We start from the raw sequence: 24,392 nt of genomic DNA on the forward strand, positions 1-24,392 counted from the left end.
TCGCGTCGGACTGGCACCGATGATGGGAGGCATTCGTCCTGGGCTTGATGGGTGTGTTGCGGCGTCTGCTGGTGTCCGTTCTGGCGGCGGTGATGCTGGTGTTGCTCACGCCTGGGGCGGCGATCGCCCAGGTGCATGAGCATCAGGATGAGAACGGTGCGCCGATGGTGCGCAGCCTCGAAAGCCTGCGCGATCTCGACTATCAGAGCTGGCAGGCGGTGGCCTACCGCACTGGGAAACCTGGCAACCCTGTGGTGCTGCGCATCGTCGGCTATCCCGGCAAGCTGCGGCTCGAGCATCCCGCCCCGCTGCTTGTGCAGGCCGGGGTGAAGGAGTGGCAGCTCGCCGACATCACTCTCGACAATCCCGTTTTGGCCAGCGATGGCCGTGAGGCAGCTGCCGAGTTCGGCCTCGATCCCCTGCTCAACGATCTCAGCAACAACCGACCGCTGCGTTTGTTCCTGCCTGGTGTGTTCAATGAGCTGCCCGTGCCTCCCTACGTGGTGAGGGAATGGCGTGAGGTGCAGAGCGAGCCCCTGGGCTGATCACATCCTGCGGATGGGTCCTGGGTATTGGCTGAGTTGTTCGTCCCTTGTGACGAGCAGCAGTCCTTCGGTCTGGGCTTGGGCCAGAAGCACCCGATCAAAAGGATCGCGGTGCAAGGGTGGAAGCTGTGCGACAGCCAGCACGTGCTGACTTTGAACGGGCAGTTCTCGCCAACCACCCTCTAGTAGTGCACTCCGCAACAACCCTGCTTCCACCTCGAAGCCAGGTTTGCCGAGCGATTGTTTGATCACCACTTCCCAGAGGCTGGCCACGCTGAACACCGGTGTGTTGAGGGGGTCTACGAGCATGGCCACCAAAGCTGGTGCAAGCCTCTCGGGTGAGCCCATCGCCCAGATCAGCAGGTGGGTATCGAGTAGCAGTTGCATCGTTTTTCACTGACCTCCAAACAATTCGGGGATCACATCGTTGCCCAGCTGGTCAAAGTCATCGGGCACCTGGCAGTGACCCTTGAGCAAGCCGAGTCGTGGTTTGGCTGTTTGCTGCGATGCCTTGGCATCCAGAGGCGTGACCTGCACCATTGCTTGCCCGGCCTTGCAGATCAAAAAGCTCTCTCCTGCAGCAGCTTCATCCACCAGACGTGAAAGGTGGGTTTTGGCTTCGTGCATGTTCACCTTGCGCATGACGCCCGACTCCAACCTGGATTCAAGGTTAGTCGACTAAGTCGATTTGGGCCTCGTCTTTCATGATGGTGGCTGGCTTGTGGTCTCTGGGTCTTGTTGATCGAGCGCTGGATTCCTTGGATGCGCCGCGCCTTGCAGCTGGCGGCCCTCGTGGAAGGCCAGACGAGCCCCAACCCCTTAGTGGGAGCGGTGGTGCTCGACGCCCACGGCACGTTGGTGGGGGAGGGATATCACGCACGTGCCGGCAAACCCCATGCGGAAGTCGGTGCACTCGTTCAGGCGGGGGAGGCTGCCCGCGGCGGCACGCTCGTGGTCACCCTGGAGCCTTGCTGCCATCACGGCCGCACCCCTCCCTGTGTGGAGGCGGTGATTGCTGCCGGGATCCGCCGGGTGGTGGTGGCGCTCACCGATCCCGATCCCCGCATGGCCGGCGGTGGCCTGCAGCGCCTGCGCGATGCCGGCCTGGAGGTGATCCCTGGGGTGCTGGAGGCCGAGGCGGCCCATCAGAACCGTGCCTTTGTGCATCGGGTCAAGACCGGGCGCCCCTGGGGGCTTCTCAAGTGGGCGATGAGCCTGGACGGCCGCACGGCCCTGCCCAATGGCGCCAGCCAGTGGATCAGTGGCGCTGCTGCACGCGCCTGGGTGCATCGCCTGCGGGCCCACTGCGATGCAGTGATTGTGGGGGGCGGCACCGTGCGTGCCGATGATCCCCTGCTCACGAGCCGCGGACTGCGCACACCTGAACCGTTGCGGGTGGTGCTGAGTCGCTCCCTCGATCTGCCTGCGGCAGCCAGGATCTGGACCACGGCCGAGGCCCCCACCCTGCTGGCCCACGGTCCAGCCGTGGAAGCAGCCGATGCCGAGAGCAGTCCGTTGCTGGAGGCGCTTGGCGCCGCCGGAGTCATCTGCACGGCTCTGAAACGCTGCGAACCCCTGGCCTTGCTGGAGCAGCTGGCATCACGCGGTTGTAACCGGGTGCTCTGGGAATGTGGCCCGGCCTTGGCTGCGGCGGCACTGCAGCAGGGCTGCGTGCAGGAGCTGGCGGTGGTGATCGCCCCGAAACTGCTGGGGGGCCTCGCGGCGCGGACGCCTCTGGCCGATCTGGGCTTCACCGCGCTCGATCAGGTGATCCCGCTCCAAGACCTGAACCTGCAACGGCTCGAACGCGATGCTGTGGTTCAGGCTCTGGTGCCGCCGCAGTAAGCCGCTGGGTTCAGAGCTCATCCCGTTCAGAGCTCATTGAGATCCTGGTCGTCCAGATCGTCGCGATCCTCCAGTTCACCGGTGTAGCGACTGATCAGTACCCCCATCACCACCGCCAGATAAAGGGTGCCCACGATGCCGGTGCTCACCGAGAGCATGCGCGAGAGGGGCAGCATCGGATTGATGTCGCCGAAGCCCAGGGTGGTGAGGCAGACAAACGCGAAGTAATTGATCTTCGCGAACAACCCGGGGGAGAGCAGCAGGGTGGTGTCGGTGCCGCGCAGCTGTTCGGTGGAGAGATCCAGCGGTTCGAAACTGCCCGGTTGGATGGTTTCCACTGCACTCATCACCAAGCCGGCGGTGAGGCCCAGCAGCAGGTAACCGGCCGCAGCCCCCATGAGCATCTCCCGGCTTACCCGCGTTTCGCGGGACAGGCGCTTCACCAGCCGCACCACACTCCATCCGGTGAGCAAGCTCCAGCTCAACACCAGGGGCACGCCGGTGTTCACCCAGCGCAGCGGTGTGATCAACCAGAGCAGTTGCGAACCGAGGGCCACGATGCCGAGGAGTTGAAACAGGCGATCGCTCATGGTGCGCCGCGCTTTGCGGATCACCAGCAGTTGGGTCAGCAGCAGGGCGATCAGGGAGTAGCCCACCGTCCCCAGCCAGGAGAGCCAGGGGAAGGCGAAGCTCACCAACACCAGCAGGCACAGACTCAGCAGCAGCTGGTAAATCCGTTCGCGACTGCGACGACTGGTGCGTTTCCGGCGCTTTGGCTCAAACATCATCTTCCGAGCATTCGGCCATGGTCAGCAGCCCCGCCAACACGAAGGCGAAGGCCCCCACCACCGTGGCTCCATCCGCCATGCCGCCATTGAGCACCATCTGCTGCGGGTAATGGCGCGGCAGGCCCGCCAGGGCGGCGAGCAGAAAAAGCACGCAGCCGCTGCCGCTCACCACCGTGATCCACCAGGCGAGATGGCGCGGCTCGAACACCAGCAGTCGTCCATGCCCCACTTCCATCACCGCATAGGCAGCAGAGGTCACGAACAGGATGCACCCGATCAGGTTCGGCAGCACCTCCAGGCTCAGCCATACCGGCGAGGACGCCTGGGCCACAGCCAGGCCACGACCGGCGGCACGGTGAACAACAGGGCCCCGAGGGCCTGGGTTTCGGCGCAGCGCAGACCACTCCACTCCCAGCGCAGGCCGTGGCGACGCAGGTGCCGATCGGCCAGGCGGGCTTCCACCAGCTGCCACCAGGCCCCGGCCAGATAGAGCAGTGAACCGATGGTGAACACCTCCACGCTGAGGGTGTCGGTGATGCGCTGATGGTCGGATCCAATCACGAACAGCACCGAACCGACGATGAAGGCCAGGGCGGTGCGAACCTCCAGCCGCTCCAGATTCTTGGGGTGGATCAGGGCATGGAGCATGCCGATCGCGCTTAACGGTCGGTAGTGACATCCCTTGAGGGGACCATGACCCTTGCGCAGGCGCCGACTGGTCCAGATGCCGTCAGGGTGACTCCACGCTGTTACGGCATCACCGACACGCCAGTGGGCATGGAAGAGGCGAGGCTTCATCGCGTTCGGTTCTCCGTCCCTGGCCGGTGGCGGGCATCCGGGGTTGTCCCCCTAGCTTGGGGGACCAGTCGACTGTCGCCATGCCGATTCGTGAGGATGACAACAGGCCGAATCGGCGCTTCGGAATCATCAACCTGGTGCTGATCGGATTCGGGGTGTTGCTGCTCTTCAGCAGCTTCATTCCCAACCCCGGCATGCAGGTGCCGCGGGTGCCCTACTCCCTGTTCATCGATCAGGTGAACGACGGTGCGGTGAAGCGCGCCTTCATTACCCAGGATCAGATTCGCTACGAGCTGGCCAATCCCGAGGAGGGTGCTCCCTCCGTGTTGGCCACCACGCCGATCTTCGACATGGATCTGCCCCAGCGGCTTGAGGCCAAGGGGGTGGAGTTCGCCGCTGCACCGCCGAAGAAGCCCAACATCCTAACCACCATTCTCAGTTGGGTGGTGCCGCCGCTGATCTTCATCCTGGTGCTGCAGTTTTTTGCCCGTCGTTCCATGGGAGGTGGTGCTCAGGGTGCCCTGAGCTTCACGAAGAGCAAGGCGAAAGTGTATGTGCCCGATGAGCAGTCGCGGGTCACCTTCGGCGATGTGGCTGGAGTGGATGAAGCCAAGGATGAACTCACGGAGATCGTTGATTTTTTGAAAACCCCCGAGCGCTATGCCGAGATCGGCGCTCGCATTCCCAAGGGGGTGTTGCTGGTGGGTCCGCCCGGCACCGGTAAAACCCTGTTGTCGAAAGCGGTGGCCGGCGAGGCGGGCGTGCCCTTCTTTATCATCAGTGGCTCTGAATTTGTGGAGCTGTTTGTAGGGGCGGGCGCCGCTCGCGTTCGTGATCTGTTTGAGCAGGCCAAGAAGAATGCACCCTGCATCATCTTCATCGACGAACTTGATGCCATCGGCAAGAGCCGCTCGGGCTCCATGGGTGTGGTGGGTGGCAACGACGAGCGCGAGCAAACGCTCAATCAGTTGCTTACGGAGATGGATGGTTTCGCCTCCAAAGACAAGCCGGTGATCGTGTTGGCGGCCACGAATCAGCCGGAGGTGCTGGATGCGGCGCTGCTGCGTCCGGGCCGCTTCGACCGCCAGGTGTTGGTGGACCGCCCCGACCTCTCCGGTCGCAAAACGATCCTCGAGATCTATGCCAAGAAGGTGAAGCTCGCCGATGGGGTGGATCTCGATCGCATCGCCCAGGCCACCAGTGGCTTCGCCGGTGCCGATCTCGCCAACCTGGTGAACGAGGCGGCGCTCCTGGCGGCTCGGGCCAAGCGCACCAAAGTGGAGCAACAGGATCTTGGTGAGGCGATTGAGCGCGTGGTGGCTGGCCTTGAGAAGAAGAGCCGGGTGCTGCAAGACGACGAGAAAAAGGTTGTGGCCTATCACGAGGTGGGCCACGCGATCGTGGGCCATCTGATGCCCGGTGGCAGCAAGGTGGCCAAGATTTCGATCGTGCCCCGTGGCATGAGCGCCCTCGGCTACACGCTGCAGCTACCCACCGAAGAGCGCTTCCTCAACTCCCGCGAAGACCTGGAGGGCCAGATCGCCACCTTGCTGGGTGGACGTTCCGCCGAGGAGATCGTCTTCGGCAAGATCACCACCGGGGCCGCCAACGATCTCCAGCGCGCCACCGATATCGCTGAGCAGATGGTGGGCACCTACGGCATGAGCGAAACACTGGGTCCGCTTGCTTATGACAAACAGGGCGGCGGACGGTTCCTCGGTGGCAACAACAACCCCCGTCGCACCGTCAGTGACGCCACGGCCCAGGCGATCGATCGCGAGGTGCGTGGCCTGGTGGATCGAGCTCACGACACAGCCCTGGAGATTCTGCGCCACAACATGGCGCTGCTGGAGACCATCGCCCAGAAAATCCTCGAAAAAGAGGTGATCGAAGGCGATGAACTCAAGGAGATGCTCGCCGCCAGCGCCATGCCCGAACACGCTCCCGTCGCCGCCTGAGGCTTGACGGGAGGCGCTCCCGTCCTCGATAACACTTTTTTGAACGATCACCATGGTCGCCGCAAGCTCCGGCGTTGCTTCCGTTCTCTCTCCTCTAAAGGGCAGAGATTTCCTTTCCTCTGCGGATGTCAGCGCTGAGCAGACCGCTGCTCTGCTGGAGCTGGCCCGGCAGCTCAAATGCGGTGATCGTCGCATCGACCTGGGCAACCGGGTGCTGGGCCTGATCTTCACCAAGGCCTCCACCCGCACCCGCGTCAGCTTTCAGGTGGCGATGGCCCGCCTGGGGGGGCAGACCGTGGACCTCAACCCTCAGGTGACCCAGCTGGGCCGCGGTGAGCCGCTTGAAGACACGGCCCGTGTGCTCAGCCGTTTCTGTGATGTGCTTGCGGTGCGCACCTTCGCGCAGCAGGAGCTGGTGGATTACGCCCACTGGGCCACGATCCCCGTGGTGAATGCCCTCACCGATCTGGAGCATCCCTGCCAGGCCCTCGCCGATTTCCTCACCCTGCAGGAGGCGTTTGGTGACCTGCAGGGCCAGACGCTGGCCTATGTGGGGGATGGCAACAACGTGGCCCACTCGTTGATGCTCTGCGGCGCCCTGCTTGGGGTGAACGTGCGGATCGGTTGCCCGGACGGCTTTGAGCCCCTGCCGGGGGTGCTCGATCAGGCTCGCGAACTGGCCGTGGCCGGTGCTGAAATCTCCGTCACCAGCGACCCGATTGCAGCCGTGCGTGGTGCCCAGGCGCTTTACACCGATGTGTGGGCGTCGATGGGTCAGGAGCAGGAGCAGGCGGAACGGGAGCGGGCCTTCCAGGGGTTCTGCCTCAATGAAGCCCTGCTTGCGGAGGCCGATCCACGGGCGATCGTGCTGCATTGTCTGCCGGCCCATCGCGGCGAGGAGATCAGCGCCGGTGCGATGGAGGGAGCCGCCAGCCGCATTTTTGATCAGGCCGAGAACCGCCTCCATGCCCAGCAGGCCTTGCTGGCCTGCCTCATGGGTGGTCTCTAGGGCTTCAGGCTGGGGCTTGCCAGCGAGCATGTTGAGAGGTACAAATGTATTGTCCCCGAATGGCCTGGTCTGTGCCCGCTGGATCCCCCGAGCCACTCACCTCTGCGCAGCAGGAGCTGTATGACTGGCTCGCTGATTACATCGGCAGTCATCACCACAGCCCCTCCATCCGTCAGATGATGCAGGCGATGGGTCTGCGCTCTCCGGCGCCTGTGCAGAGTCGCTTGCGCCACTTGCAGCAGAAGGGCTGGATCACCTGGCAGGAGGGGCAGGCGCGCACGCTTCAGCTGCTCGGAGGCATGGCCTCCGGCATTCCGGTGCTGGGAGCGGTGGCGGCCGGTGGCTTGGTCGAGACCTTTGATGACGTCCAGGAGCGCCTCGATCTCGTTCCCTTGCTGGAGACCAGAGGCCTGTTCGCCCTCACCGTGAATGGCGATTCGATGGTGGAAGCGCACATCGCTGATGGCGATGTGGTGTTGATGGAGCCCGTGTCGGATCCCAGTCGGTTGCGTCAGGGGGTGATTGTCAGTGCCCTGGTGCCGGGGAGCGGCACCACCCTCAAGCATTTCCATCGCGAAGGTGGCACCGTGCGGTTGGAGGCGGCCAACCCGGCCTATGCGCCGATCGAGCTGCCCGCCGATCAGGTGCAGGTGCAGGGCAAGCTCATGGCGGTCTGGCGTCAGGTCTGAAGGCTGAGCCCATGGCTTGCAGGGTCTGGCCTGCGGCGGTGTAAGCTTCGACACGACGACGGCACGAGCCCAAGGGCATCACCGCCGTTCATGGGGCCATAGCTCAGCTGGTAGAGCACCTGCATGGCATGCAGGGGGTCAGGAGTTCGAGTCTCCTTGGCTCCATTGACTGTTTTCGGTATGAATGTTCAAAAGATGCTGGGCATTAGGGCCAGTTGAGTCTTTTACCGTTTGGCCAGCCCACGACCGTTCCCGATCAAGCCAGCATCGATCACCAGGCCGATGGCGACCACCAGCAGGCCGCTGAAGCTGCCAACTCCACCGAATGAGGCATGCGCGAAGCACACACCCAGGGTTGTCGTGGGTAGAAATACCACACCCAGAACTGGAAGAATCGGGTTGGGGATCGCTAGACCTTCAAACGGTGCGAGAACAAACAGAGGATTGAACACCCACAGCAGAATCAGGATTAGCCTCGGCGCAACCAACCCCAGGGCAGCCAGAAGGCACATCAGCCGGCACCCACCACTTCAAACGTGCCGCTGCTGGTAACCGAAAGGATCATCCAGAGCAGCACCACGCTGGCCGCCACCAGCACTACCGGCCAGATCTCACCTTCGGGGTTCATGGCCACCAGCTGCGCATGGCCTTCTTTTAGCAGGCTCTTTTCAGTGTGTCCCCTCCAGGGGCCGGAAAGCTGTTTCGTGGGTGAAGAACACGGCTGTGATCAAGGTGATCAGTCCTGCCAAAGCAACCCAGGCGCCTGGCAGCAGGGGATTGTCGGTGCGACTGATCAACCCGGTGGAGATCAACGGCGTGGTGCCTCTGAAATAACCCTCGGCGAGATTGAAGGCCACCGCCAGACCGGTGCAACGCACCGCGGCGGGCATCAGTTCCACATTGGCCGGATTCTTGCCGCCAGCGAGCAGGGCAATGGCAACGGTGAGGCCGAGTTCTCCGCGCAACACCAGCTGCGGATCACCGCTGTGCATCAGATCAAAGAACGACAGCGCACCGAATCACAGTAAGGCCGATCCGACAGCCAGGCTGCGATCGGATAAAGGAGAAGAAGTATGCCAAGAACGCCGGTGTTGAGGCTCAGTGCCGTGGCATCGCTGAGCTTCTCGCTGTCTTCCAGATAGCTCACGGCATAACGAAGGCGGCGTAGAAGCCCACGCTGCTGGCGATGTTCAGGCCCATCACTTGCAACACCTGCAATCGGTAGCGACCGAATATTTCCCGCACCGGAGCCATCACCTGAAGGGCGAGCACCTCAGCACCGTTCCCTCGCCGATCACAATATCCCAGCACAGATCCCCACATCCCCTAGATCGCGTAAAACCCCCGCTGGCGCTGGGGAGCCTGTTCGCTCAGAAAAATGATCGAACTGGTGTATTCGTCGCCAACGGACAGCCCTTGGATCCACCGCAGCACCACCACGGCAATCGGCGCCGCCACACCGATCTGTTGATGGGTTGGCAGCACTCCCATCAGCACCGTTGGGATCGCTATCGCCATCACCGAGAGGTTGAGGACACGGCGGCGACCGAACAGATCGCCGATGCGGCCGAACACCACACCGCCCAGGGGACGCACCAGAAAGCCTTCGGCAATGGCACCGAAGGCTCCGATCAGAGAGCTGGCAGGGTCGCTGGTTGGGAAGAACTCACGCCCAATCACGGTGGCGAAGTAGCCGTACACCGCGAAGTTGTACCACTCCATCACGTTGCCGATCAGGCCGGCCAGAAGAACGCGGGATGTGCTGGCTGTCGGTTTCGTTGTGGTCATGGCGAGTCGACGGCACTGTCGTGCAGGCGGTCGGTCAGTAGATCCACCTCGGTGTCGCCGATCAGGTGGCAGGCGATCGTGCGCCGGTGCGGCGCTGCGCGGTGCTCCCAGAGATACACGGCCTGCCAGGTTCCCAGCACCAGGTGGCCGTTCTCCACACTCAGGCTCAGCGTCTGTTGGGTCAGTGCGGTGCGGATATGGGCCGGCATGTCGTCGTTCCCCTCGTCGTCATGCAGGCATCGCCGACGCTCACCGTTGATGCCGAGGGGACCGGCTCCGTCCTGCGGACCCATTCGTTGAGGGATCCATCAATGCGAGTGAAGCCTGAACCCTTGGTTTGGACCTCGAGACGGCAGAGCGCCTGATCCAGCGCCATGGATGCTCTGTTCCGATCTCTATCGCTTTAGCCAGGTCTCGGGGTGAGGGGAATGGCTTCGCCCACGGTGGGCGTGATCAGCGTGCAACCCTCGGTGACCTCGGGGCTGAGCTCTGAGACACCGCCGGTTTCCAGCGCTTTGCTGATCAATCCACTGAAGCGCACATTGCCGCCCGTGGTGCTCGCCAGCACCTGCTGCGGTTGAAAGCGGCGCATCAGATCCGGCATCACGGTGGCTCCTGTGATGAAGTTGCCGACCAGGGGCAGACCCAGATCCACAACCGGGGTGATCACTGTCTGTACAGGTCGCGCTTCCACAGAGGAATCCAGCACCCCATGGGGTTCCAGGTAAACCGACCCGCCGGGCCAGTCGAGCAGGTACCCGTTCTCAACGGCTGGAACGGCGGCACCGGCGGTGGCGCGAATCCGCAAGGCTCCCCGCTCTGTGCGGTCACCTGGCTTGAGCGCCTGCACGGAGCTGAACCCCAGCCGCTTCGCCACCTTGGCGGCTGCAGCCGATCCCACGACGGGCAGATTTTTGCTCAGCATCGAGAGCGTGTCCGGATGGGCGTGATCCTGAAGCCCCTGGGTGAGCAGCAGCAGATCAATCGACTCAGGCACCGGCTGCAGCTCGGGCATGACCCCCTTCAGCAGCCAGGGGCCTGGCGGAAACACCAGATCACCGCAGAGCCAGGGATCCACCAGCACCCGCAGGCCGCCGATCTCCAGCAACCAGCCGTTGGCTCCGAAATAGGTGGCCTGATCTGTCGTCACGACTGTTGTTGCGCAGGAGGTTGGAGGGATTCATCGATGCCCAGATCGATTTCGCCGATCCAGGCCAGCATCGCGATCAGGGCGCCGATCGCACCGATCAGCAGCAGCCAGCGGCGAGCGTTCATGAACGACTCAACGATGGGTTGACCGTAAAGGGTTCAGCTGAGAACGGCGAGGCCAACGCCGACCACGGCCAGCAGGGAAGCGAGCACGCCGCCCAGTCGGGGCTGATCGCCCTCGGCCCTTGCCACCAGCAGGGCCATCACCGGAGCGGTGCTCAGGAGGGTCACCCCAAGGCCCAGCGGCAGCCGTTGCAGCACCACCTGTTGCAACACGATGCCCAGGTTGGTGCCCAGCAGCGTCGCCAGAAGCACCCTGGGCCAGCGGGCGCGGCGGGGGCGTGGCCTGGCCCAGGGGGTGTTGAAGCGCAGCCAGGGCAGCAGGAGCACCAATCCGCCCAACAGGCGGGTGGCGGCACTCTGTAATGGGGTCAGATCGCTGTTGATCAGCACGCTGCGCGAGAGGGCGGCGCCGCTGACGCCGCAGAGCACCGCCAGAACAGCGCAGATCAATCCCAGACGTTGGCTTGTCGCCGATTGATCGCGCTGCACCGTCGCCTCTGGTGGGGCCTGCCGCGCCACCACCAGCACCGACACCGTCACCAGGCCCGCGCCGATCCAGGCCTGATGGGGCAGGTGTTCCCCCAGGCCCACCACACCGCCGATGGCGGCAGCGATCGGTGCCAGGGATTCCACCGTGAGGGTGCGGCGGGTGCCGAGACGGCGCAGGGCGGCGAGATAGAAACTATCGCCGAGGGCGATGCCCACCCCGCCACTGAGCAGCAGTAACACCAAGCTTGCGGGCTGGTGCATCCAGGGCAGGGTCAGCAGCACGGGCAGCAGCAGCAGGCAGGCGATGCCGTTTTTGAGTCCATTCAGCTGCAGGGCGGTGAGGGAGGTGGCTAGGCCGCGCCAGAGACTGCTGGCCAACGTCCAGGCCAGGGCGGCGATCAGCCCTGCGAGCCACCCCATCAACGCTTGTTCTGCAGCATCGTTCCCACCAGCAGGCCGATCACCAGAGCGCCGGCGCCATGCCCCTGCAGCAGGGTGAGCCCCAGGATCAATCCCAACAGGGGTGAGGCCAGCAAGGTTCCCAGGCTTCCCCCAACCACTCCCGAGCACCAACTCTCCATCCCACCGATCGCAGGCAGCCATTGATGCAGCCCCATGCCGATCGCACTGCTGGCCAGGATCACCGGAAAGAACTGGCCGCCACGCCAACCGGTTTCGAGGCAGCCGCCCACCAGCAGCAGTTTCATCAGACCTGAGGCCACCAGCAACGAGGGGCCGAGGTGCCAGTGGCCCAGCACCAGCGGTCGAAGCTGCTCCTCCCCGGAGAACGGGGCGAGAGGTAAGGCCCAGAGGCAGACCCCCAGCGCCAGCCCGGTGATCACCGGACACCACCAGCAGCGCTCCACCAGATTGAGCCGCTGCAGCCAGCCGCGCCAGCGCTTCAGGAGCAGGCCGCAGACGCCACCGATCAGCCCGGCGATCAGCGCGGCGGCCAGGGCGCTGAGTCGTTGCTCCTGATCGGTCGGCCAGTCGTAGGGCACGCCGTGCAGGCCACCGCCCAGATCGCTGAGCCCATCAAACACCACAAAGCCAGCCATCCCGCCCAAGGTGGCGGGAAGCCAGCGCCAGAGCAGCTGCCAGCGGCGTCCGGCCAGGGCGGCCCCACCGAGCAATGGTGAACGAAACAAGCCAAGACTGCCGGCCATGGCGGCAGCGATCAGATCCCGATCGGCGCCGCGCCAGATGCGATGGCTGACGAAAGCCACGAGCCGCGTCATCAATGCCTCCGGTCCGAGGCTGCCACCACCGATCAGGGCGAGGGCGCCGCCAAGCAATTGCCTGCTGCCATGGCGGCTCTGCAGGCCATCGGGATGGCGCAGTTCGCTCAGGGTTTCATGCATCTCCGGCAGGGCGCTGCCGGCCCGTTGCCGTTGCAGGAGGGCGATCAGTAGACCCAGGCCTGCCCCCCAGGCCAGACACCAAGGCAAGGGGCGCTCGCTCGGGAGCCCCTGCAGCACGGCACGGCCCCAGATCCGGCCCTGAAATTGCAGGGTGATCATCACCACCAGGGCGGCGAGGGCGCCACCGGCGGCCCCGGCGCACAGGGCGCGCAGGCTGCCCAGCAGCAGGGAGTGGGGGGTGGAGGTCTGCGTCACCAATAGGGATCGGTGGCCAGCTCCACCGTGAGACGACCTGATGCTGACGCAGGAACGCTGGCGATGCAGGCGCGGATGGTGGTGCCATTGACATCGAGTTCGCAGGCGCCGCAGCTGCCGCCCAGACAGCCCGTGGGGATCGAGAAACCGGCCTCGCGCGCCGCCTGCAGCCAGTCCGTCCCCGGCCTGCAGCGGCTGGTGTGCCCGTTGGGCCAGTGGATCAACACCTCGTTCATGGCTGCAGGAGGGGCTCCAGATTCACGTGTTGCTCGAAGGCATCGGCGAGGCGATCGAGCAGGGCATCGCGCTGACGGCTGTGGTGCGGTTGCTGTTCGCTCAGCATCGGCAACCCCTTGCGCGTGCGCAGTTGGTTGAGCCAGCGCCGCCGCCAGGGGCCGCTTTCGAATACACCGTGCAGATAGGTGCCGGCCACGTTGGCTTGCACCCAGCCCAGCCCGTCATCAGCGCACAGTGATTGGCAGGGTTCAAGGGCAGTTGTGCTGCCGCGGTGCAGTTCGAAGCCTTCCAGTCGGATGTCACTGGCAGCCGAAGTGGGGTCGCTGTTCTTGGGCCAGAGCGCCTGGCTGCTGCGTTGGCGCAGTGCTTTGCTGCCGCCGAAGACGGTGCGCAGGGGCAGCAGGTTGAGGCCTGGAGCGCTGCCCGACGTGTTGTTGCCACCCTCCAGTCCCTCTGGGTCGAGGAGCTCCCTGCCAAGCAGCTGCATGCCGCCGCAGATCCCGAACACCGCTCCTCCTGTTGCCGCGTAGGTGTGCACATGCTTGCCCAAGTCGCTGCTCTGCAGCGCTTCCAGATCGCGCAGGGTCTGCTTGCTGCCAGGCACCACCACGGCATCGGGCTGCCCCAGCGCTGCGCCCGGGTCCACCCAACGTAACTGCACGCTCGGTTCGGCCTCGAGGGGGTCGAGATCGGAGAAGTTGCTGAGGGAGGGCAGCTTCAACACCGCGATCTCCAGCTCGGCGCTGCGTTTGCGGCCCCGGCGCTCCAGCAGATCGAGGGAGTCTTCCGGGGGGAACAGCTCATCGAGCCAGGGCATCACACCGAGCACCGGGATGCCGGTGTTGGCCTCCAGCCAGCGGCGCCCCTCATCAAACAGCTCGCGCCGGCCGCGGAAGCGATTGATCAGCAGCCCCCGGATCAGCGGACGCTCCACCGGCCGCAGCAGCGCCAGCGTGCCCACCAGCTGGGCGAACACGCCGCCGCGCTCGATATCGGCCACCAGGATGCAGCGGGCCCGCAGGTATTGGGCCAGGCGCAGGTTGGTGAGATCACGCGGTTGCAGGTTCACCTCCACCGGGCTGCCTGCCCCTTCCAGCACCAGACGCCCGCCTGGGTATGCCGCCTGTAGCTCGCACAGGCCCTGGCGGATCGCGACCCAGCCGGGACGGAACCAGTCGCGGTAATAGTGCTCGGCGCGGCAACTGCCCACCGACTGGCCCAGGTGGATCACCTCGCTGGTGCTGTCGCCCTGGGGTTTGAGCAGCACCGGGTTCATGGCGCATTGGGGCTCCAGCCCCGCCGCCCAGGCCTGCAGGGCCTGGGAGTAGGCCATCTCGCCGCCGGCCTGATCCACCCAGGCGTTGTTGCTCATGTTCTGCCCCTTGAAGGGCAGGGGCGTTTCACCACGGCGCCGCAGCACCCGGCAGAGCGCGGCCGTCATCAACGATTTGCCGGCACCGCTGCTGGTGCCCAGAACCATCAGGGGGGGTGGGACTGTCAATGCGTGACCATGCTGTTGCCTGCAAACCACTCCTCAAGCTCCTCCCAGGGCAGGTCACCAGCTGCCAATCTCTGAATCATCAACACCACGCTCTCATTGCTGGCCTGAAAGCTGAACCCGTTCAGACCGAGAAACACCACGGCGACGAGGAAGCCGCTGCGTTTGTTCCCGTCACTGAACGGGTGTGCCCGCACGATCGCTTCCGCGTAGGCCGCTGCCATTTGCGGGATGGTGCGCAGTTCCCCATAGCTCCAGCGCTGCTGGGGTCTGGCGAGTGCGGCATCCAGAGCGGCCTGGCTTCTGAGGCCCTGGAGCCCTCCGTGCTCGAGCGTTTGTTGCCGGTGGATGGCCTCAACGGCAACGCTGGGGACCCAGCGGGGTTCCGCTGTGTTGCTCAACGGGCCAGCTCTCGCAGGGCGGGCTGGAATTGTCGTGCTGCCGCGCTGGCGAGTGCCAGGGCCTCCTCCACGGCTGGATCGAAAGGCGATAGTAAAATTCCCTGCTCAGTTTCGATCGCCTGAACCCGGTCACCTGGAGACAGATGAAACCGGCGCGCCATCTCCGCTGGGATCGTGGCACTTACCGATCCACCGGCCCTTCGCAACCTGACTTCTATTCCCATCAGTCTCGATCAGTAGCATAAAGATGCTACTTTCCATCGTCACAGCCTCGGTCGATAGCGCCTCAGCCAGTGATGCAGCCGTTGCGGTAGCGACGCCCTGGGAATGGCCCCGGTCCAGCACCTCAGGCACTCGCGCCCCATCGGTGTGAGCCGGACCCGTTCGGTCAGGCCCTGTCCATCCACCTCCCGGCGCAGCACCCCCAGTTGAATCAACCAGATGAAATCGTCTTCGATGCGGCTGGCTGTGAGGGGTTGCTGGCAGAACTGCGTCCTGTCGGATCGCTCCAGCAGGGCCGTGCTGCTGAGTGCCTCCTCTTCGAGGACCTGATAAAAACGCCATGTAAAGGGCAGACAGGCCATCGCTTGCCGAGCCCGTTGCAGCGCGCGCTGGCTGAGCAGGGAGGAGGTGGTGGTGATCACGGCCAGGAGTCGCTCAAATCCATTGTCGGATCTCGAGCTCCCTGCAGCGTTCCCGTCAGACTGCCCTCAATCAACGCTGGCCCGTGCTCCTGCTTGCCTCCGCGTCTCCAGCCCGACGGCGTCTGCTTGAGCAGGCGGCGATCCCCCATCGGGTGCAGGTGAGTGGCGTCGATGAAGACGCGATTCATCACGCCGATCCAGCCCAGCTGGTGCAGTTGCTGGCGCAGGCCAAGGCTCAAGCGGTGCGCGATGCCTGCACCGACGCTTCGATCACGGCGGTGTTGGGCTGTGATTCGGTGCTCGCGTTTGAGGGGGAGGTGTTCGGCAAGCCTGCCGATGCGGCTGAGGCCATCGCCCGCTGGCAGCGGATGGCTGGCGGCTGGGGAGAACTGCACACCGGGCATTGTTTGTTGGCTGCAGGAGCACAGCAGGCGGAACGGCTCGCCACCATCACCACCCGCGTCCAGTTCGCACCGCTCAGCCCCGCTGAGATCGAGGCTTATGTCGCCACCGGTGAACCGCTGCAATGCGCGGGCGGCTTTGCGCTGGAGGGACGTGGCGGCGCGCTGGTGGAGCGGATCGAGGGCTGTTTCTCGAATGTGATCGGGCTGAGCTTGCCGTTGCTGCGGCGCTGGCTCCTGGCCATGGGCATCGGTTAGCCCCAGCTTTACGGCAGTTCGCGCTCAAGCTGGTTGGCGGAGGTTTGAAGTCCTGTGAACACCGCTTCGGAGATGGCTGGTGGAAAGTCGGCTGGCAACTGGGCCTGCACTGCGGCAATCGCAGTGGGAGTGTGAACGATCTGTTTGTTGAGGATGGTTGAGGCGTCGGCAAGGCCAAGCCGTTTTGCGGTGAGCAGCATGCGACGGCCTGTGATCTCCAAGGGCTTGTAATAACGCCCTTTTTCACCAAGCCAGGCCATCGCCATCTTGAGTTTTTGCTGTGGCCATTGATCACTTCTCCGTCCAATCACGGGCCAGGCTGAGAGCACGTCGTAGAGCGGAGTGAGCTGAAAGTGGCCGCCTGGATTCAGGAAAAGGCTGAAATTCTTGGCGTGGCCATCAATGGCCCGCAGCATCCAGAACAGCACCTGCGCTTTGAAGAACGTGGTGAGGTCGTTCCGCTCTGACGATTGAGCTAGCAGCTCGGCAATGGCTGCCATGCCGGGGCCGCCATTGTTTTCATATTTTTGAGCAGCTGGAGTGGCACTGGCCTGGCAGCAATCTTCGGTGGGGAGGCGCAGCCAATAGGCGCCGCTGGTATGGAGGCGACGATCAAAGCGTTGCACGATCAGGCAGCGTTCGCCGTCGAACTCGGCCATTTCCGTTGATGCCATCGGCAGGCCATAGGCGTGAAGCAGCCTGCTGCAGAGCCATTCGTTGGCGACAGAACTGCTGAAATCAATCTGGCCCTTACCAATCACCCCCATCGGTAGCTTGAAGAGATGGGTGGTGGGCGTGCTCCCCAGCGGCAGACACCATTGGTTGTCGTGCAGCAGGAAGGCTGTTTTCTCCTGAGCACCGGCAATCGAAAGCCTGAGCTCATCAGGCTCTGGGCCCAGGGACCCTGGAGCCGGCGTTGCCGTGACGGCGCGCAGCCGCTGGCCGATCTCCTGGTCGCTCAGAGGCCGAGCCTCGATGCGATCGAAGCCGCTGGGCACCTCGTCTGGTGGAAGCAGCTGTACTGCTCCGGCACAGTCGCGGCCAACGGCAGCCAGCAGATCGAAGGCACTGGTGCTGGCTGCCTGAAACCGAGCCTGGGCTCGACGGCGGATGGTGTCGCTGTCAGGGAGGAGGTTGTCAAACCAGCTCTCAACGGCATGTCCGCTGAGCGCCGAGCGCCCGAGCCCTGCCGGCAGAGACAGCGATAGCGGGCGGAATTGACTGGACTGAAGCCAGGACTCGGCGTAATTGAACTGCTGAGGCCCGCGAGCCGGCAACAACCAGGTGCCGACCCGTTCACCGTTCATCCACACCGCCAGGGAGCGCGCCCTCGAGGGTCTACCCATCACCACTCGGCCGGTTCGATGGAGTGTTGTCGCGGCCTCACCACCACTTCGAGGTTGAGGGCGGCCAGGAGCAGCAGCAGGCGCTCCACGGTGAGACGACCCGGTTGCAATTCGAGCTGAGAGAGCCTGGCCTGGCTTATGCCACCGGCCTTGAGTGCCAGTTGTTGCTGATTCATCCCCTGTTCTCGCCGAGCATCGCGAAGCAGCATCCCCAGCTGCGCAGGGGCGCGGATCACCTGCTCACCTACAGCCATGGCTTATGCGGATTCTCAATAAACGCACAATAGCAAGAATCTTGATAAACGCCCTTTATTGAGAATTCGAGTGAACGGGGTGGGGCTGGCGCAGGCCTGAGCGGTCGCTGCCCGCCGGACCTTGCCATTTTTTTCTGGCCGTGGCTAATCCGGAGATAGGCCCTCCTCACACCCTGGCCATGATCCGCTTCTCCCTCGCTTTTGTTGGCGCATCCCTGCTGCTCGCTGCTGTGGCCCCCCAGGCTGTCGCCATGGAGCCGGTGGTGCTCACCGCCAGCAGTGAAGTGTCTCTTGACCCCAGCATCGAAGCGGAGCAGGCCTACTTCAGCAACAGCCGCGCCCATCTCGGCAGTGGTGTCGTCTCTCCTGCCGATCCCGGCCTGCAGCAGGGTCAGCCCCGCGCTCCTCGCGGTTACAGCGTGCTCGACCTCAGTTTCTGAATTGAGCCCGAGCGCTCATGGGCTGCCGCTCGAGGCGATTGCCATCAGAGTGCCATCGTCTCCCCGTGCCTGCGGTGTCGCTGTTTCTGAGACGACTCCTGCTTCTCCTGGCTGCGGTGGCTCTGGTGATCTGCACCTCACCGCATCGCGCGAGGGCTAACACCGGCTTCCCTTTGATCGATGCCGGTCGCATCACCGAACCGGCGGCCACGTCGCCTCGCTCCCGCTCAGAAGTGCTGGAGGCGGGAAGCTACGAATTGGCCAAGGTGCGCATCCTGGGCGTGCCCGCCCTCACGGTTGCCAGCCCGGTGCTGCGGGATGGTGACGCCCTTGGCGCCAAGCGGCGCGCCTCGGTGATTGAAGGCAACCTTCGCCTGCTCTACGACCCCAATCGCCTCTGCAGCCAGAGCGAGCGGCTGAGTGAATGGATGCTGGAGAGCCTGCTGGGGCAGCAGGCCAAGGTCTGCACGTCAGGGCCTGGGGATGGTGTGTCGCTCAGCCATGACCCGCTCACGATCAGCATTCAGACCGATGCCGCCGGCAATCAGATCCTGGAGGCCCAGCTTCCTGATCGACAGCGCCAGATTCCGCTGATGACGGTGACCCGGGCCGATGCCGAAATCAACGGCGTCAGCAGTGAGGAACTGGCTCGGCGCTGGAAAACCCTGCTGGAACGCCGGATCAACCATGCCCGTCGCATCCTTACGCCGGAACGTCTCCTGCAGCGTTGGCGTCTCACCTTGGCGGTGGAGCTGCTTCTGTTTGGCGTTCTGGCCGGGCTGATCTGGTGCTGGGCCTGGATCCGGCGGCGCCGTTGTCTGCTCCAGCATCAGCGTCAGCGGGGGATTCGCAATCACAAGCTCGAATTGCGCCTGCATCTGCTGCACACGATCACCCGGGTGCTGATGGTGTTAGTGCTCTTTCTCCTGGTGGTGATGGTGGGCTTTGGCGTGATGGCGCTGCCCGGCCGCGTGCCCCTGGGAATCGAGCTGCTGCTGCAGCCCAGTTTCGCGATCCTCAAGGTGGGCGTGGTGACGGTGTTGGGTTTGCTCGGCCGGGCGCTCTGCACCTTCCTGCTGCACCAATGGGCTGACAATGTCGACGTGATGGAGCAGGAGCGGGCCCGGCGCGACCAGCGCTACCGCAGCCTGCTACGGGTGAGCCATCGCCTGGTGGATGTGGCCTGTGTGTTGGTGGTGGGGGTGTGGATTGCGGTCGACATTCCTGGTGTGCGCTCCGCATCCACCTCGATCCTGGTGGCTGGGGGTGCTCTGCTCGGTGCCCTGGCCTTCGTGTTTCAGAGCCTGCTGCGCGATTTCGTCGCCGGCATGTTGGTGTTGCTGGAGGATCGCTACGCCATCGGCGACTGGGTGGAGATCGATGGCGTGGAGGGTGAGGTGATCGACGTGGGTTTGTTCAGCACCGATATGCGCTGTCTCGACCAGCGGGTCGACACCCTGGAGAACAGCGCCATCCGTCAATTGCGGAACCACACCAAACTGCGCTCCGGAAGCTTGATCAAACTGTTGATCTCCCATCGGCAGAACTCGATCGATCAGGCGATCGGCCTGATCAGCGACGAGATCGAGCGTTTTGTCGCTGATCCCAACTGGGGAGAGCGCTTGCTCTCCCAGCCGATCCTGCGCGGTGTGCGCCGGATCACTCCGCTCGGCACCCAGCTGGAGGTGCTGTTGATCACCCGTGCGGGTGAACAGTGGGTGACCGAACGGGAGTTTCAGCTGCGCGTGCTGCGCAGTTTTGAGCAGCACGGCGTGGTGATGGCCAATGGCCTGGAGCTCAACGCACTTACTTGAACAGATTGTTCAGCAGGTTGCCAACTGCAGCGCCTAAGGCAGCACCGGAGGCTTCCTGATTCGAGCTGCCGCTGTTCTGTGTGGCCACCAGTTTGTAGTTGGCAAAGCGGAACACACCGGTGTTGCCATGGTCGACGAAGGTCACCGGCCACCTGCCACCGAAGGAATCGGTGATGGCGTAGTTGCCGCTGCCGTTGTCTTGGAAGACATAGGTCGTGCCGTTCTGGAGCTGGATCTTGTAGCGGTTGCGATCGCCCTTCGACACCTGCTTGAGCAGACAGGAACCATCGAACACCCGCCGTCCACCTTGGCTGAGGCTGCAGTAGCCCGTGTCGCTCGTCACCTGTCGATTTCCACTGTTGGAGCTGGCGTTGCTGGCACTCTGATTGCTACTGAAAAGCTGTTTGGTCAAACCTCGCGCCACATTCTTCTCGCCCCAGCCGTCATCCCAGCAGGTGCGCTTCTGGATGCTGCAAGCCTGGCCGGAGCTGAGTCGGAAGTCGTTGTTGGTGGAACCACGACGGTTCTGGCGGAGGCGCTCAGCGGCGAACTGGCCGAAGTAGATCTTGGTGATCGCGATTGATGGGCCATAGCTGTCGTAGCAGACTTGCCCCACTTGATCGCACACCACCCCGGCTTTGGGATACGTGATGCCCTTGCTCTGGGCCGAGGCAGGCATGCCTGCCAGGGTTGTGCTGATCAGTGCTGTGGCGGCGAGCAGGCCGGTGCTGGTGCCTGACAGAGACAGTCCCATCAATCGAGAAAGCGATGAGTTGAGGTTAGGGGCGCTGGTTGTCGTTTGCTGGTGATGGACTGGCACTGCTTGGACCGTCGGTAGGTTCCAACAGCGGACCGATCACACCCAGCAGGCTGTTGAGCAATCGCCGGCTGGTCTGCGCTAGTTCGCGCACGTCTTGGAGTGTGCTGGTGATCAGAGGCCGCGACTCCTGCAGCAACTGCTGAGCTTCCTTTTCCGCCACACGCGCCTCCTGGCTTACCTGGCTGATCTCGGCGCTCACGTTGTCGAGGGAGCGGCGCACTACAGGTGCGGTCTCGGCGGCTTCTCGTTCGATGGTGGCGGTGAGCGTGTTGGTGTTTTTCAGGGTGTTGCGCAGATCGGCGAGCGTGGTGTTGATGTCGCCGTTCTTGGCAGTCAGGGAGGTGGTGTTGCGCAAGGTGGCCTGGAGTTGCTGCTGCGTGACAGCGAGGTCTTCGAGGGCATCGGCGAGGTTGAGGGGCTCGGCGTAGGCGATGGTTTTTCCATCAAGAGCCTGCGCATCACCAACGCGTTGAGGATCAGGACTGATGTCGATGAAGCGATCTCCAACGAGTCCCTCTTGGGCCAGCCTTGCGCTGCTGTTGGGTCCGATCAGCCGGGCTTTGCTCTGCTCAATCCGCAATTGCACCCGCACGCGTGCATCAGGTTTGAGCTCTAAGCCACCCACTTGACCCACGGGAAAACCGGAGATGCGCACCTCTTCACCGGAGTGCAGACCACTGATGTCGCTCGCGAGTAGGTAAACGTTCACGAACCGACTGCCCCATCGCTGCTCACGGGCAAGCCCGAAGAGTACGGCAACCAGCAACAAGGTACCGGACCCCAGAAACAACCAGCGTTCGCGGGGGTGGGAGGGTTCGATCGAATTCATCATCACACGGGTCATTGGGCCAGGGTGTTGAACACCAACACCCAAACCAGTTTGAGAGCGAGGGCCAGCATCAGCCCCTCCACCAAGAGATTGCTGACAATCAGCGCTTCGCTGCGACCGCTTCTGAGCGCGGTCAACGCCCGCCACTGACACCAGGCGCAGATGCAGCTCAGGAACACACCGCTACGCGCCAGGGTGCGTAACAGACCCAAAAGCCTGATCCCAGAGAGCAGATCAGTCGTTTCACGAAGCAGATCAGCCCGCGGTGTGACGAGAACCCCGCCAACGATGGCGCCAACGATAAACAGCAGCATCAGTAAGAGTCCCACTAAACCTGCTGCAGGAACGGATTGACGCCAGGCTCGCTGACCCTGCTGCACCACGCGCTCCAACCAGCGGGGCAGCAGCAGGGCCATGGCCAGCACGCTGACGAGAATGGGGCCGATCAGTTGCAACACCAGCAGAACCAGTAACTGCAGGCTGAAGCGACTGGTCTGGTTCAGCGCACCTGTGGCAAGCTCAATGACACCAAAGCCCACCACAAACCCTGCCATCAGTACCGGACCGGCGCAGCGCTCACCGTCGCGTTCGGCGGTGAGGAGTGTTGTCAGCGGTGACGGTCTCACCAGGAGTATTTGAGGCCCCCGCCGTAGGAGACCTCGTTGTCGTTGCTCCAGAAGCCACCGTTGACGCCTGTGTAGAGGGAGACGGAATCGGAGGTTTCGATTTCGATGCGTGTGGGGATGGAGAAGAAGGTAGCAATCACCTTGGCGAAATCCGGGGTGACCAATGCGGCTGAGGTTTGATTGGTGGTGTAGCCGGTAGTTCCGATGGCGGATCCGGTGACGCCGGAGGAGACAGCAGCGCTAAGGGAGGCCCAACTGACATCAATGGTTTTGGCGACGAAGAGGCCATCCAGGATCCCGATCCCAGGCGGCTTGTGCAGCTGCTGGCGCGGGCCAAGGCTCAAGCGGTGCGCGATGCCTGCACCGACGCTTCGATCACGGCGGTGTTGGGCTGTGATTCGGTGCTCGCGTTTGAGGGGGAGGTGTTCGGCAAGCCTGCCGATGCGGCTGAGGCCATCGCCCGCTGGCAGCAGATGGCTGGCTGCTGGGGGGAATTGCATACCGGGCATTGTTTGTTGGCGGTGGGTGCAGCGCGGGAGTGACCAGCTCCGGATATCCATGGATATCCGACCACGCAACGCCTCGCCACCATCACCACCCACCTCACACTTCGCGCCGCTTACCGCCGCAGAGATCGAGACCTACGTGGCCACCGGTGAACCGCTGCAATGCGCTGGGGGCTTCGCACTGGAGGGGCGCGGTGGTGCTTTGGTGGAGCGGATTGAGGGCTGTTTTTCGAATGTGATCGGCCTCAGCCTGCCGCTGATACGTTTATGGATGGGGAGATTGACATTTCAATGATGACGTCCTCGCCAGTCTGTGGCTTCCAGCCCGTTGTGCAGAGCGCAAACTTTGAGCATTGGCGCGACCACTTGCAGCAGCAGCTTGGGGAGTGCCGTGTGACTTGCACGGCGCATGACCAAGAGACGTTTCAAGCCAGTATTCGTGTGGCTCACGTCGGCCCACTCACCTTGGTGGAGCTGCATGGTGATGGGGGAGGTTTGGAGCTGTTGCGACGCCAAAGTGCAGATTGCGCTGTGCTTTGGATCCCGGAGCAAGGCACAACGCTGGAGCAGCAGGCGGACCAGCCTGATCCACTGATCAGCAGTCCCGGTCAGGGCCTCTGGATTGCTCCAGCTGCAGAGGTGCAGGGCCAAACACCAAAGCGCTCCAGTGGGGTGTCGATCCTCCTCCCACGGGCGCTGTTGGCGGTCTGGTCCGACCAAGGTGGAGATACGAGCCTGCTGGATCCCTTCCGCACTGTGCGCCAGCCCACGGTGGTGGCCCTGCTGCGAAAGGCCCGTGCCTTGATCGATGCGGCACGTTTGCATCCCGAATGGCTCGACCACAGCGCAGGAGAGTTCTGGCGGGCGTTGGTGAACCATCGCGATGCGGTGGGGAGTTCCGCGCTGCCACCGCCAAGCCCCGATCTCACCGATCGGTTTCTCCAACTTGTCCAAAAGAAGCTGAAAGCCAGCCCTGCACATCGCTTCGGATTGCAGGCCATGGCCTTGGAACTGCATTGCTCTGCACGAACCTTGCAGAACCATCTCCGATCCGATCTGGATGCCACACCACGTGAGATCTGGACGGCGCTTCAGATGCAGCATCGCTACCCGGCTTGAGGCCATGTGCTTCAGATCGGCACGCCTCTGTTGCCATTGGCATTGCTCCGTGGTTAAGGCCTGAATATGCCCTGTTTGCCTCCGATGAAGTCCATCGCTCTCCCCTCGCCAGGGAGCCAAACAGCCACAGGCTGCTTCCCCGGTGTTGAACGACCAGTTGTTCCGCTTTCTGCTGCAGTTCCGCAAGGCGCTGTTCAAGCTTGTGCTTCCGCAGCTCTGCCAGTGAGTTTGAAGTTGGTGCAGGGAGTGCCATGGCCAAAGCTTAATCAGCTTGCGGCCTTCGCGTTTAAGCCAAAAAAAAAAACACCTTTCGGCAGGGGCTGAATGGCGATCGTTGGGGATGAATCCTTCGATCATTCGACGTCGGGAATGGCCAGGGTGGGCGCGGCTGGGGCGCTAGAG

35 protein-coding genes, 1 tRNA gene and 1 pseudogene are annotated in these 24,392 nt (G+C 63.5%); 11 read left to right on the forward strand and 26 right to left on the reverse strand.

From position 1 onward, the window contains the following. The first annotated feature begins 47 nt into the window (after window positions 1–47). A complete protein-coding gene (locus tag SynRS9909_RS03980; protein WP_007100356.1) occupies window positions 48–545 on the forward strand; it encodes a DUF3122 domain-containing protein in 498 nt (165 codons plus the stop codon). Here SynRS9909_RS03980 and SynRS9909_RS03985 read toward each other — a convergent pair whose 3' ends face one another. Both SynRS9909_RS03985 and SynRS9909_RS03990 read right to left on the reverse strand, forming a co-directional pair. Next, on the reverse strand, window positions 546–932 hold the full coding sequence (locus SynRS9909_RS03985; protein WP_007100355.1) for a type II toxin-antitoxin system VapC family toxin: 387 nt from the start codon (window positions 930–932) through the stop codon (window positions 546–548). Window positions 933–938: 6 nt separating this feature from the next. Next, window positions 939–1,187, reverse strand: coding sequence for a type II toxin-antitoxin system Phd/YefM family antitoxin (locus tag SynRS9909_RS03990; RefSeq protein ID WP_007100354.1), 249 nt, complete (start codon window positions 1,185–1,187; stop codon window positions 939–941). Window positions 1,188–1,307: 120 nt separating this feature from the next. Here SynRS9909_RS03990 and ribD point away from each other — a divergent pair, with 120 nt between their 5' ends. Next, the gene (gene ribD, locus SynRS9909_RS03995; protein WP_050752566.1) at window positions 1,308–2,390 is read left to right on the forward strand and encodes a bifunctional diaminohydroxyphosphoribosylaminopyrimidine deaminase/5-amino-6-(5-phosphoribosylamino)uracil reductase RibD; all 1,083 of its coding nucleotides are present in this window, start codon (window positions 1,308–1,310) and stop codon (window positions 2,388–2,390) included. A gap of 26 nt (window positions 2,391–2,416) precedes the next feature. On the opposite strand, the gene SynRS9909_RS04000 is transcribed toward ribD, so the two are convergent. The 3 genes from SynRS9909_RS04000 to SynRS9909_RS13910 are packed head-to-tail and all read right to left on the reverse strand — an operon-like array spanning window position 2,417 to window position 3,976. Continuing rightward, complete coding sequence (locus SynRS9909_RS04000) at window positions 2,417–3,178, reverse strand: potassium channel family protein (protein WP_007100352.1); 762 nt, start codon at window positions 3,176–3,178, stop codon at window positions 2,417–2,419. Then, on the reverse strand, window positions 3,168–3,509 hold the full coding sequence (locus tag SynRS9909_RS13905) for a hypothetical protein (protein ID WP_007100351.1): 342 nt from the start codon (window positions 3,507–3,509) through the stop codon (window positions 3,168–3,170). Before SynRS9909_RS13905 ends, SynRS9909_RS04000 begins: the two co-directional genes overlap by 11 nt. Further along, entirely contained in the window at window positions 3,479–3,976 is a 498-nt protein-coding gene (locus SynRS9909_RS13910) for a YrhK family protein (RefSeq protein WP_240307708.1), read from the reverse strand. The genes SynRS9909_RS13905 and SynRS9909_RS13910 overlap by 31 nt, the downstream gene beginning before the upstream one ends. Window positions 3,977–4,056: 80 nt before the next feature. Here SynRS9909_RS13910 and ftsH point away from each other — a divergent pair, with 80 nt between their 5' ends. The 4 genes from ftsH to SynRS9909_RS04025 all read left to right on the forward strand — a co-directional run bounded on the left by ftsH (window position 4,057) and on the right by SynRS9909_RS04025 (window position 7,797). Next, on the forward strand, window positions 4,057–5,934 hold the full coding sequence (gene ftsH, locus SynRS9909_RS04010; protein ID WP_007100349.1) for an ATP-dependent zinc metalloprotease FtsH: 1,878 nt from the start codon (window positions 4,057–4,059) through the stop codon (window positions 5,932–5,934). A gap of 52 nt (window positions 5,935–5,986) precedes the next feature. Then, entirely contained in the window at window positions 5,987–6,943 is a 957-nt protein-coding gene (argF, locus tag SynRS9909_RS04015) for an ornithine carbamoyltransferase (RefSeq protein ID WP_007100348.1), read from the forward strand. Between the two features lie 59 nt (window positions 6,944–7,002). Then, the gene (gene lexA, locus SynRS9909_RS04020) at window positions 7,003–7,632 is read left to right on the forward strand and encodes a transcriptional repressor LexA (RefSeq protein WP_007100347.1); all 630 of its coding nucleotides are present in this window, start codon (window positions 7,003–7,005) and stop codon (window positions 7,630–7,632) included. A 92-nt stretch (window positions 7,633–7,724) separates the two neighbouring features. Continuing rightward, window positions 7,725–7,797: transfer RNA gene (locus SynRS9909_RS04025), tRNA-Ala, on the forward strand. Window positions 7,798–7,856: 59 nt separating this feature from the next. Here SynRS9909_RS04025 and SynRS9909_RS04030 read toward each other — a convergent pair. From SynRS9909_RS04030 to SynRS9909_RS04080, 15 genes are all read right to left on the reverse strand, one after another. Continuing rightward, the gene (locus SynRS9909_RS04030; protein ID WP_007100346.1) at window positions 7,857–8,144 is read right to left on the reverse strand and encodes a hypothetical protein; all 288 of its coding nucleotides are present in this window, start codon (window positions 8,142–8,144) and stop codon (window positions 7,857–7,859) included. Continuing rightward, window positions 8,144–8,266, reverse strand: coding sequence for a hypothetical protein (locus SynRS9909_RS13915; RefSeq protein ID WP_255479220.1), 123 nt, complete (start codon window positions 8,264–8,266; stop codon window positions 8,144–8,146). Before SynRS9909_RS13915 ends, SynRS9909_RS04030 begins: the two co-directional genes overlap by 1 nt. Window positions 8,267–8,300: 34 nt before the next feature. Then, on the reverse strand, window positions 8,301–8,624 hold the full coding sequence (locus tag SynRS9909_RS14150) for a hypothetical protein (RefSeq protein ID WP_007100344.1): 324 nt from the start codon (window positions 8,622–8,624) through the stop codon (window positions 8,301–8,303). 151 nt (window positions 8,625–8,775) lie between these two features. Continuing rightward, window positions 8,776–8,904 (reverse strand): hypothetical protein, encoded by a 129-nt coding sequence (locus tag SynRS9909_RS14155; protein WP_370587892.1) that lies wholly within the window; start codon window positions 8,902–8,904, stop codon window positions 8,776–8,778. 54 nt (window positions 8,905–8,958) lie between these two features. Continuing rightward, on the reverse strand, window positions 8,959–9,420 hold the full coding sequence (locus SynRS9909_RS14160) for an MFS transporter (protein ID WP_007100341.1): 462 nt from the start codon (window positions 9,418–9,420) through the stop codon (window positions 8,959–8,961). Next, complete coding sequence (locus tag SynRS9909_RS04040) at window positions 9,417–9,713, reverse strand: YjbQ family protein (protein ID WP_007100340.1); 297 nt, start codon at window positions 9,711–9,713, stop codon at window positions 9,417–9,419. The genes SynRS9909_RS14160 and SynRS9909_RS04040 overlap by 4 nt, the downstream gene beginning before the upstream one ends. A 110-nt stretch (window positions 9,714–9,823) precedes the next feature. Continuing rightward, on the reverse strand, window positions 9,824–10,570 hold the full coding sequence (locus SynRS9909_RS04045) for an MBL fold metallo-hydrolase (protein ID WP_007100339.1): 747 nt from the start codon (window positions 10,568–10,570) through the stop codon (window positions 9,824–9,826). Next, the gene (locus SynRS9909_RS13920) at window positions 10,567–10,695 is read right to left on the reverse strand and encodes a hypothetical protein (RefSeq protein WP_007100338.1); all 129 of its coding nucleotides are present in this window, start codon (window positions 10,693–10,695) and stop codon (window positions 10,567–10,569) included. The genes SynRS9909_RS04045 and SynRS9909_RS13920 overlap by 4 nt, the downstream gene beginning before the upstream one ends. A gap of 33 nt (window positions 10,696–10,728) precedes the next feature. Beyond that, window positions 10,729–11,601 (reverse strand): EamA family transporter, encoded by an 873-nt coding sequence (locus SynRS9909_RS04050; RefSeq protein ID WP_007100337.1) that lies wholly within the window; start codon window positions 11,599–11,601, stop codon window positions 10,729–10,731. Continuing rightward, window positions 11,601–12,797 (reverse strand): chloride channel protein, encoded by a 1,197-nt coding sequence (locus tag SynRS9909_RS04055; RefSeq protein WP_007100336.1) that lies wholly within the window; start codon window positions 12,795–12,797, stop codon window positions 11,601–11,603. The genes SynRS9909_RS04050 and SynRS9909_RS04055 overlap by 1 nt, the downstream gene beginning before the upstream one ends. Next, complete coding sequence (locus SynRS9909_RS04060; RefSeq protein WP_007100335.1) at window positions 12,794–13,033, reverse strand: 2Fe-2S iron-sulfur cluster-binding protein; 240 nt, start codon at window positions 13,031–13,033, stop codon at window positions 12,794–12,796. The genes SynRS9909_RS04055 and SynRS9909_RS04060 overlap by 4 nt, the downstream gene beginning before the upstream one ends. Beyond that, complete coding sequence (locus SynRS9909_RS04065) at window positions 13,030–14,514, reverse strand: cobyric acid synthase (RefSeq protein WP_007100334.1); 1,485 nt, start codon at window positions 14,512–14,514, stop codon at window positions 13,030–13,032. Before SynRS9909_RS04065 ends, SynRS9909_RS04060 begins: the two co-directional genes overlap by 4 nt. Window positions 14,515–14,531: 17 nt before the next feature. Beyond that, on the reverse strand, window positions 14,532–14,933 hold the full coding sequence (locus SynRS9909_RS04070; RefSeq protein WP_007100333.1) for a type II toxin-antitoxin system death-on-curing family toxin: 402 nt from the start codon (window positions 14,931–14,933) through the stop codon (window positions 14,532–14,534). After that, the gene (locus SynRS9909_RS14165; protein WP_038000776.1) at window positions 14,930–15,157 is read right to left on the reverse strand and encodes an AbrB/MazE/SpoVT family DNA-binding domain-containing protein; all 228 of its coding nucleotides are present in this window, start codon (window positions 15,155–15,157) and stop codon (window positions 14,930–14,932) included. The genes SynRS9909_RS04070 and SynRS9909_RS14165 overlap by 4 nt, the downstream gene beginning before the upstream one ends. A gap of 39 nt (window positions 15,158–15,196) precedes the next feature. Beyond that, window positions 15,197–15,577 (reverse strand): Npun_F0494 family protein, encoded by a 381-nt coding sequence (locus SynRS9909_RS04080; protein WP_007100331.1) that lies wholly within the window; start codon window positions 15,575–15,577, stop codon window positions 15,197–15,199. Between the two features lie 83 nt (window positions 15,578–15,660). Here SynRS9909_RS04080 and SynRS9909_RS04085 point away from each other — a divergent pair, with 83 nt between their 5' ends. Continuing rightward, the gene (locus SynRS9909_RS04085) at window positions 15,661–16,236 is read left to right on the forward strand and encodes a nucleoside triphosphate pyrophosphatase (protein WP_007100330.1); all 576 of its coding nucleotides are present in this window, start codon (window positions 15,661–15,663) and stop codon (window positions 16,234–16,236) included. Window positions 16,237–16,244: 8 nt separating this feature from the next. On the opposite strand, the gene SynRS9909_RS04090 is transcribed toward SynRS9909_RS04085, so the two are convergent. After that, on the reverse strand, window positions 16,245–17,582 hold the full coding sequence (locus SynRS9909_RS04090; protein WP_038000773.1) for a type II toxin-antitoxin system HipA family toxin: 1,338 nt from the start codon (window positions 17,580–17,582) through the stop codon (window positions 16,245–16,247). Next, window positions 17,582–17,818 carry a helix-turn-helix domain-containing protein gene (locus SynRS9909_RS04095; RefSeq protein WP_240307707.1) on the reverse strand — a complete coding sequence of 79 codons (237 nt, stop codon included), beginning with the start codon at window positions 17,816–17,818 and terminating at the stop codon, window positions 17,582–17,584. Before SynRS9909_RS04095 ends, SynRS9909_RS04090 begins: the two co-directional genes overlap by 1 nt. Window positions 17,819–18,015: 197 nt before the next feature. Between SynRS9909_RS04095 and SynRS9909_RS04100 the strand changes: the two genes are divergently transcribed. Beyond that, window positions 18,016–18,276, forward strand: coding sequence for a hypothetical protein (locus SynRS9909_RS04100; RefSeq protein ID WP_007100327.1), 261 nt, complete (start codon window positions 18,016–18,018; stop codon window positions 18,274–18,276). A gap of 74 nt (window positions 18,277–18,350) precedes the next feature. Then, the gene (locus SynRS9909_RS04105; protein WP_007100326.1) at window positions 18,351–20,090 is read left to right on the forward strand and encodes a mechanosensitive ion channel family protein; all 1,740 of its coding nucleotides are present in this window, start codon (window positions 18,351–18,353) and stop codon (window positions 20,088–20,090) included. On the opposite strand, the gene SynRS9909_RS04110 is transcribed toward SynRS9909_RS04105, so the two are convergent. The 4 genes from SynRS9909_RS04110 to SynRS9909_RS04125 are packed head-to-tail and all read right to left on the reverse strand — an operon-like array spanning window position 20,083 to window position 22,709. Continuing rightward, complete coding sequence (locus tag SynRS9909_RS04110; RefSeq protein ID WP_007100325.1) at window positions 20,083–20,844, reverse strand: YcgJ family protein; 762 nt, start codon at window positions 20,842–20,844, stop codon at window positions 20,083–20,085. The two genes, SynRS9909_RS04105 and SynRS9909_RS04110, sit on opposite strands and share 8 nt — an antisense overlap. Window positions 20,845–20,869: 25 nt before the next feature. Further along, window positions 20,870–21,754 (reverse strand): MlaD family protein, encoded by an 885-nt coding sequence (locus tag SynRS9909_RS04115; RefSeq protein WP_007100324.1) that lies wholly within the window; start codon window positions 21,752–21,754, stop codon window positions 20,870–20,872. Next, entirely contained in the window at window positions 21,751–22,365 is a 615-nt protein-coding gene (locus tag SynRS9909_RS04120; protein ID WP_240307706.1) for a hypothetical protein, read from the reverse strand. Before SynRS9909_RS04120 ends, SynRS9909_RS04115 begins: the two co-directional genes overlap by 4 nt. After that, on the reverse strand, window positions 22,362–22,709 hold the full coding sequence (locus tag SynRS9909_RS04125; protein ID WP_007100322.1) for a hypothetical protein: 348 nt from the start codon (window positions 22,707–22,709) through the stop codon (window positions 22,362–22,364). The genes SynRS9909_RS04120 and SynRS9909_RS04125 overlap by 4 nt, the downstream gene beginning before the upstream one ends. Between SynRS9909_RS04125 and SynRS9909_RS04130 the strand changes: the two are divergent. Both SynRS9909_RS04130 and SynRS9909_RS04135 read left to right on the forward strand, forming a co-directional pair. Continuing rightward, window positions 22,626–23,166 (forward strand): annotated as a pseudogene (locus tag SynRS9909_RS04130) (nucleoside triphosphate pyrophosphatase). The gene SynRS9909_RS04125 and the pseudogene SynRS9909_RS04130 overlap by 84 nt on opposite strands. Next, window positions 23,166–23,990 (forward strand): AraC family transcriptional regulator, encoded by an 825-nt coding sequence (locus tag SynRS9909_RS04135; protein ID WP_162858290.1) that lies wholly within the window; start codon window positions 23,166–23,168, stop codon window positions 23,988–23,990. The pseudogene SynRS9909_RS04130 and the gene SynRS9909_RS04135 overlap by 1 nt, the downstream one beginning before the upstream one ends. Window positions 23,991–24,392: the final 402 nt, after the last annotated feature.

Source organism: Synechococcus sp. RS9909, assembly GCF_014279595.1.
Taxonomy (GTDB): domain Bacteria; phylum Cyanobacteriota; class Cyanobacteriia; order PCC-6307; family Cyanobiaceae; genus Synechococcus_C.

What these genes read in the sequence shown, in the direction of transcription:
- SynRS9909_RS03980 (WP_007100356.1), top strand. Translation starts at nt 48, where the DNA reads ATGGGTGTGTTGCGGCGTCTGCTGGTGTCCGTTCTGGCGGCGGTGATG.
- SynRS9909_RS03985 (WP_007100355.1), bottom strand. Translation starts at nt 932, where the DNA reads ATGCAACTGCTACTCGATACCCACCTGCTGATCTGGGCGATGGGCTCA.
- SynRS9909_RS03990 (WP_007100354.1), bottom strand. Translation starts at nt 1,187, where the DNA reads ATGCGCAAGGTGAACATGCACGAAGCCAAAACCCACCTTTCACGTCTG.
- ribD (WP_050752566.1), top strand. Translation starts at nt 1,308, where the DNA reads ATGCGCCGCGCCTTGCAGCTGGCGGCCCTCGTGGAAGGCCAGACGAGC.
- SynRS9909_RS04000 (WP_007100352.1), bottom strand. Translation starts at nt 3,178, where the DNA reads ATGATGTTTGAGCCAAAGCGCCGGAAACGCACCAGTCGTCGCAGTCGC.
- SynRS9909_RS13910 (WP_240307708.1), bottom strand. Translation starts at nt 3,976, where the DNA reads ATGAAGCCTCGCCTCTTCCATGCCCACTGGCGTGTCGGTGATGCCGTA.
- ftsH (WP_007100349.1), top strand. Translation starts at nt 4,057, where the DNA reads ATGCCGATTCGTGAGGATGACAACAGGCCGAATCGGCGCTTCGGAATC.
- argF (WP_007100348.1), top strand. Translation starts at nt 5,987, where the DNA reads ATGGTCGCCGCAAGCTCCGGCGTTGCTTCCGTTCTCTCTCCTCTAAAG.
- lexA (WP_007100347.1), top strand. Translation starts at nt 7,003, where the DNA reads ATGGCCTGGTCTGTGCCCGCTGGATCCCCCGAGCCACTCACCTCTGCG.
- SynRS9909_RS04030 (WP_007100346.1), bottom strand. Translation starts at nt 8,144, where the DNA reads ATGTGCCTTCTGGCTGCCCTGGGGTTGGTTGCGCCGAGGCTAATCCTG.
- SynRS9909_RS14150 (WP_007100344.1), bottom strand. Translation starts at nt 8,624, where the DNA reads ATGCACAGCGGTGATCCGCAGCTGGTGTTGCGCGGAGAACTCGGCCTC.
- SynRS9909_RS14160 (WP_007100341.1), bottom strand. Translation starts at nt 9,420, where the DNA reads ATGACCACAACGAAACCGACAGCCAGCACATCCCGCGTTCTTCTGGCC.
- SynRS9909_RS04040 (WP_007100340.1), bottom strand. Translation starts at nt 9,713, where the DNA reads ATGGGTCCGCAGGACGGAGCCGGTCCCCTCGGCATCAACGGTGAGCGT.
- SynRS9909_RS13920 (WP_007100338.1), bottom strand. Translation starts at nt 10,695, where the DNA reads ATGAACGCTCGCCGCTGGCTGCTGCTGATCGGTGCGATCGGCGCCCTG.
- SynRS9909_RS04050 (WP_007100337.1), bottom strand. Translation starts at nt 11,601, where the DNA reads ATGGGGTGGCTCGCAGGGCTGATCGCCGCCCTGGCCTGGACGTTGGCC.
- SynRS9909_RS04060 (WP_007100335.1), bottom strand. Translation starts at nt 13,033, where the DNA reads ATGAACGAGGTGTTGATCCACTGGCCCAACGGGCACACCAGCCGCTGC.
- SynRS9909_RS04065 (WP_007100334.1), bottom strand. Translation starts at nt 14,514, where the DNA reads ATGGTTCTGGGCACCAGCAGCGGTGCCGGCAAATCGTTGATGACGGCC.
- SynRS9909_RS14165 (WP_038000776.1), bottom strand. Translation starts at nt 15,157, where the DNA reads ATGGGAATAGAAGTCAGGTTGCGAAGGGCCGGTGGATCGGTAAGTGCC.
- SynRS9909_RS04090 (WP_038000773.1), bottom strand. Translation starts at nt 17,582, where the DNA reads ATGGGTAGACCCTCGAGGGCGCGCTCCCTGGCGGTGTGGATGAACGGT.
- SynRS9909_RS04100 (WP_007100327.1), top strand. Translation starts at nt 18,016, where the DNA reads ATGATCCGCTTCTCCCTCGCTTTTGTTGGCGCATCCCTGCTGCTCGCT.
- SynRS9909_RS04110 (WP_007100325.1), bottom strand. Translation starts at nt 20,844, where the DNA reads ATGGGACTGTCTCTGTCAGGCACCAGCACCGGCCTGCTCGCCGCCACA.
- SynRS9909_RS04115 (WP_007100324.1), bottom strand. Translation starts at nt 21,754, where the DNA reads ATGACCCGTGTGATGATGAATTCGATCGAACCCTCCCACCCCCGCGAA.
- SynRS9909_RS04135 (WP_162858290.1), top strand. Translation starts at nt 23,166, where the DNA reads ATGACGTCCTCGCCAGTCTGTGGCTTCCAGCCCGTTGTGCAGAGCGCA.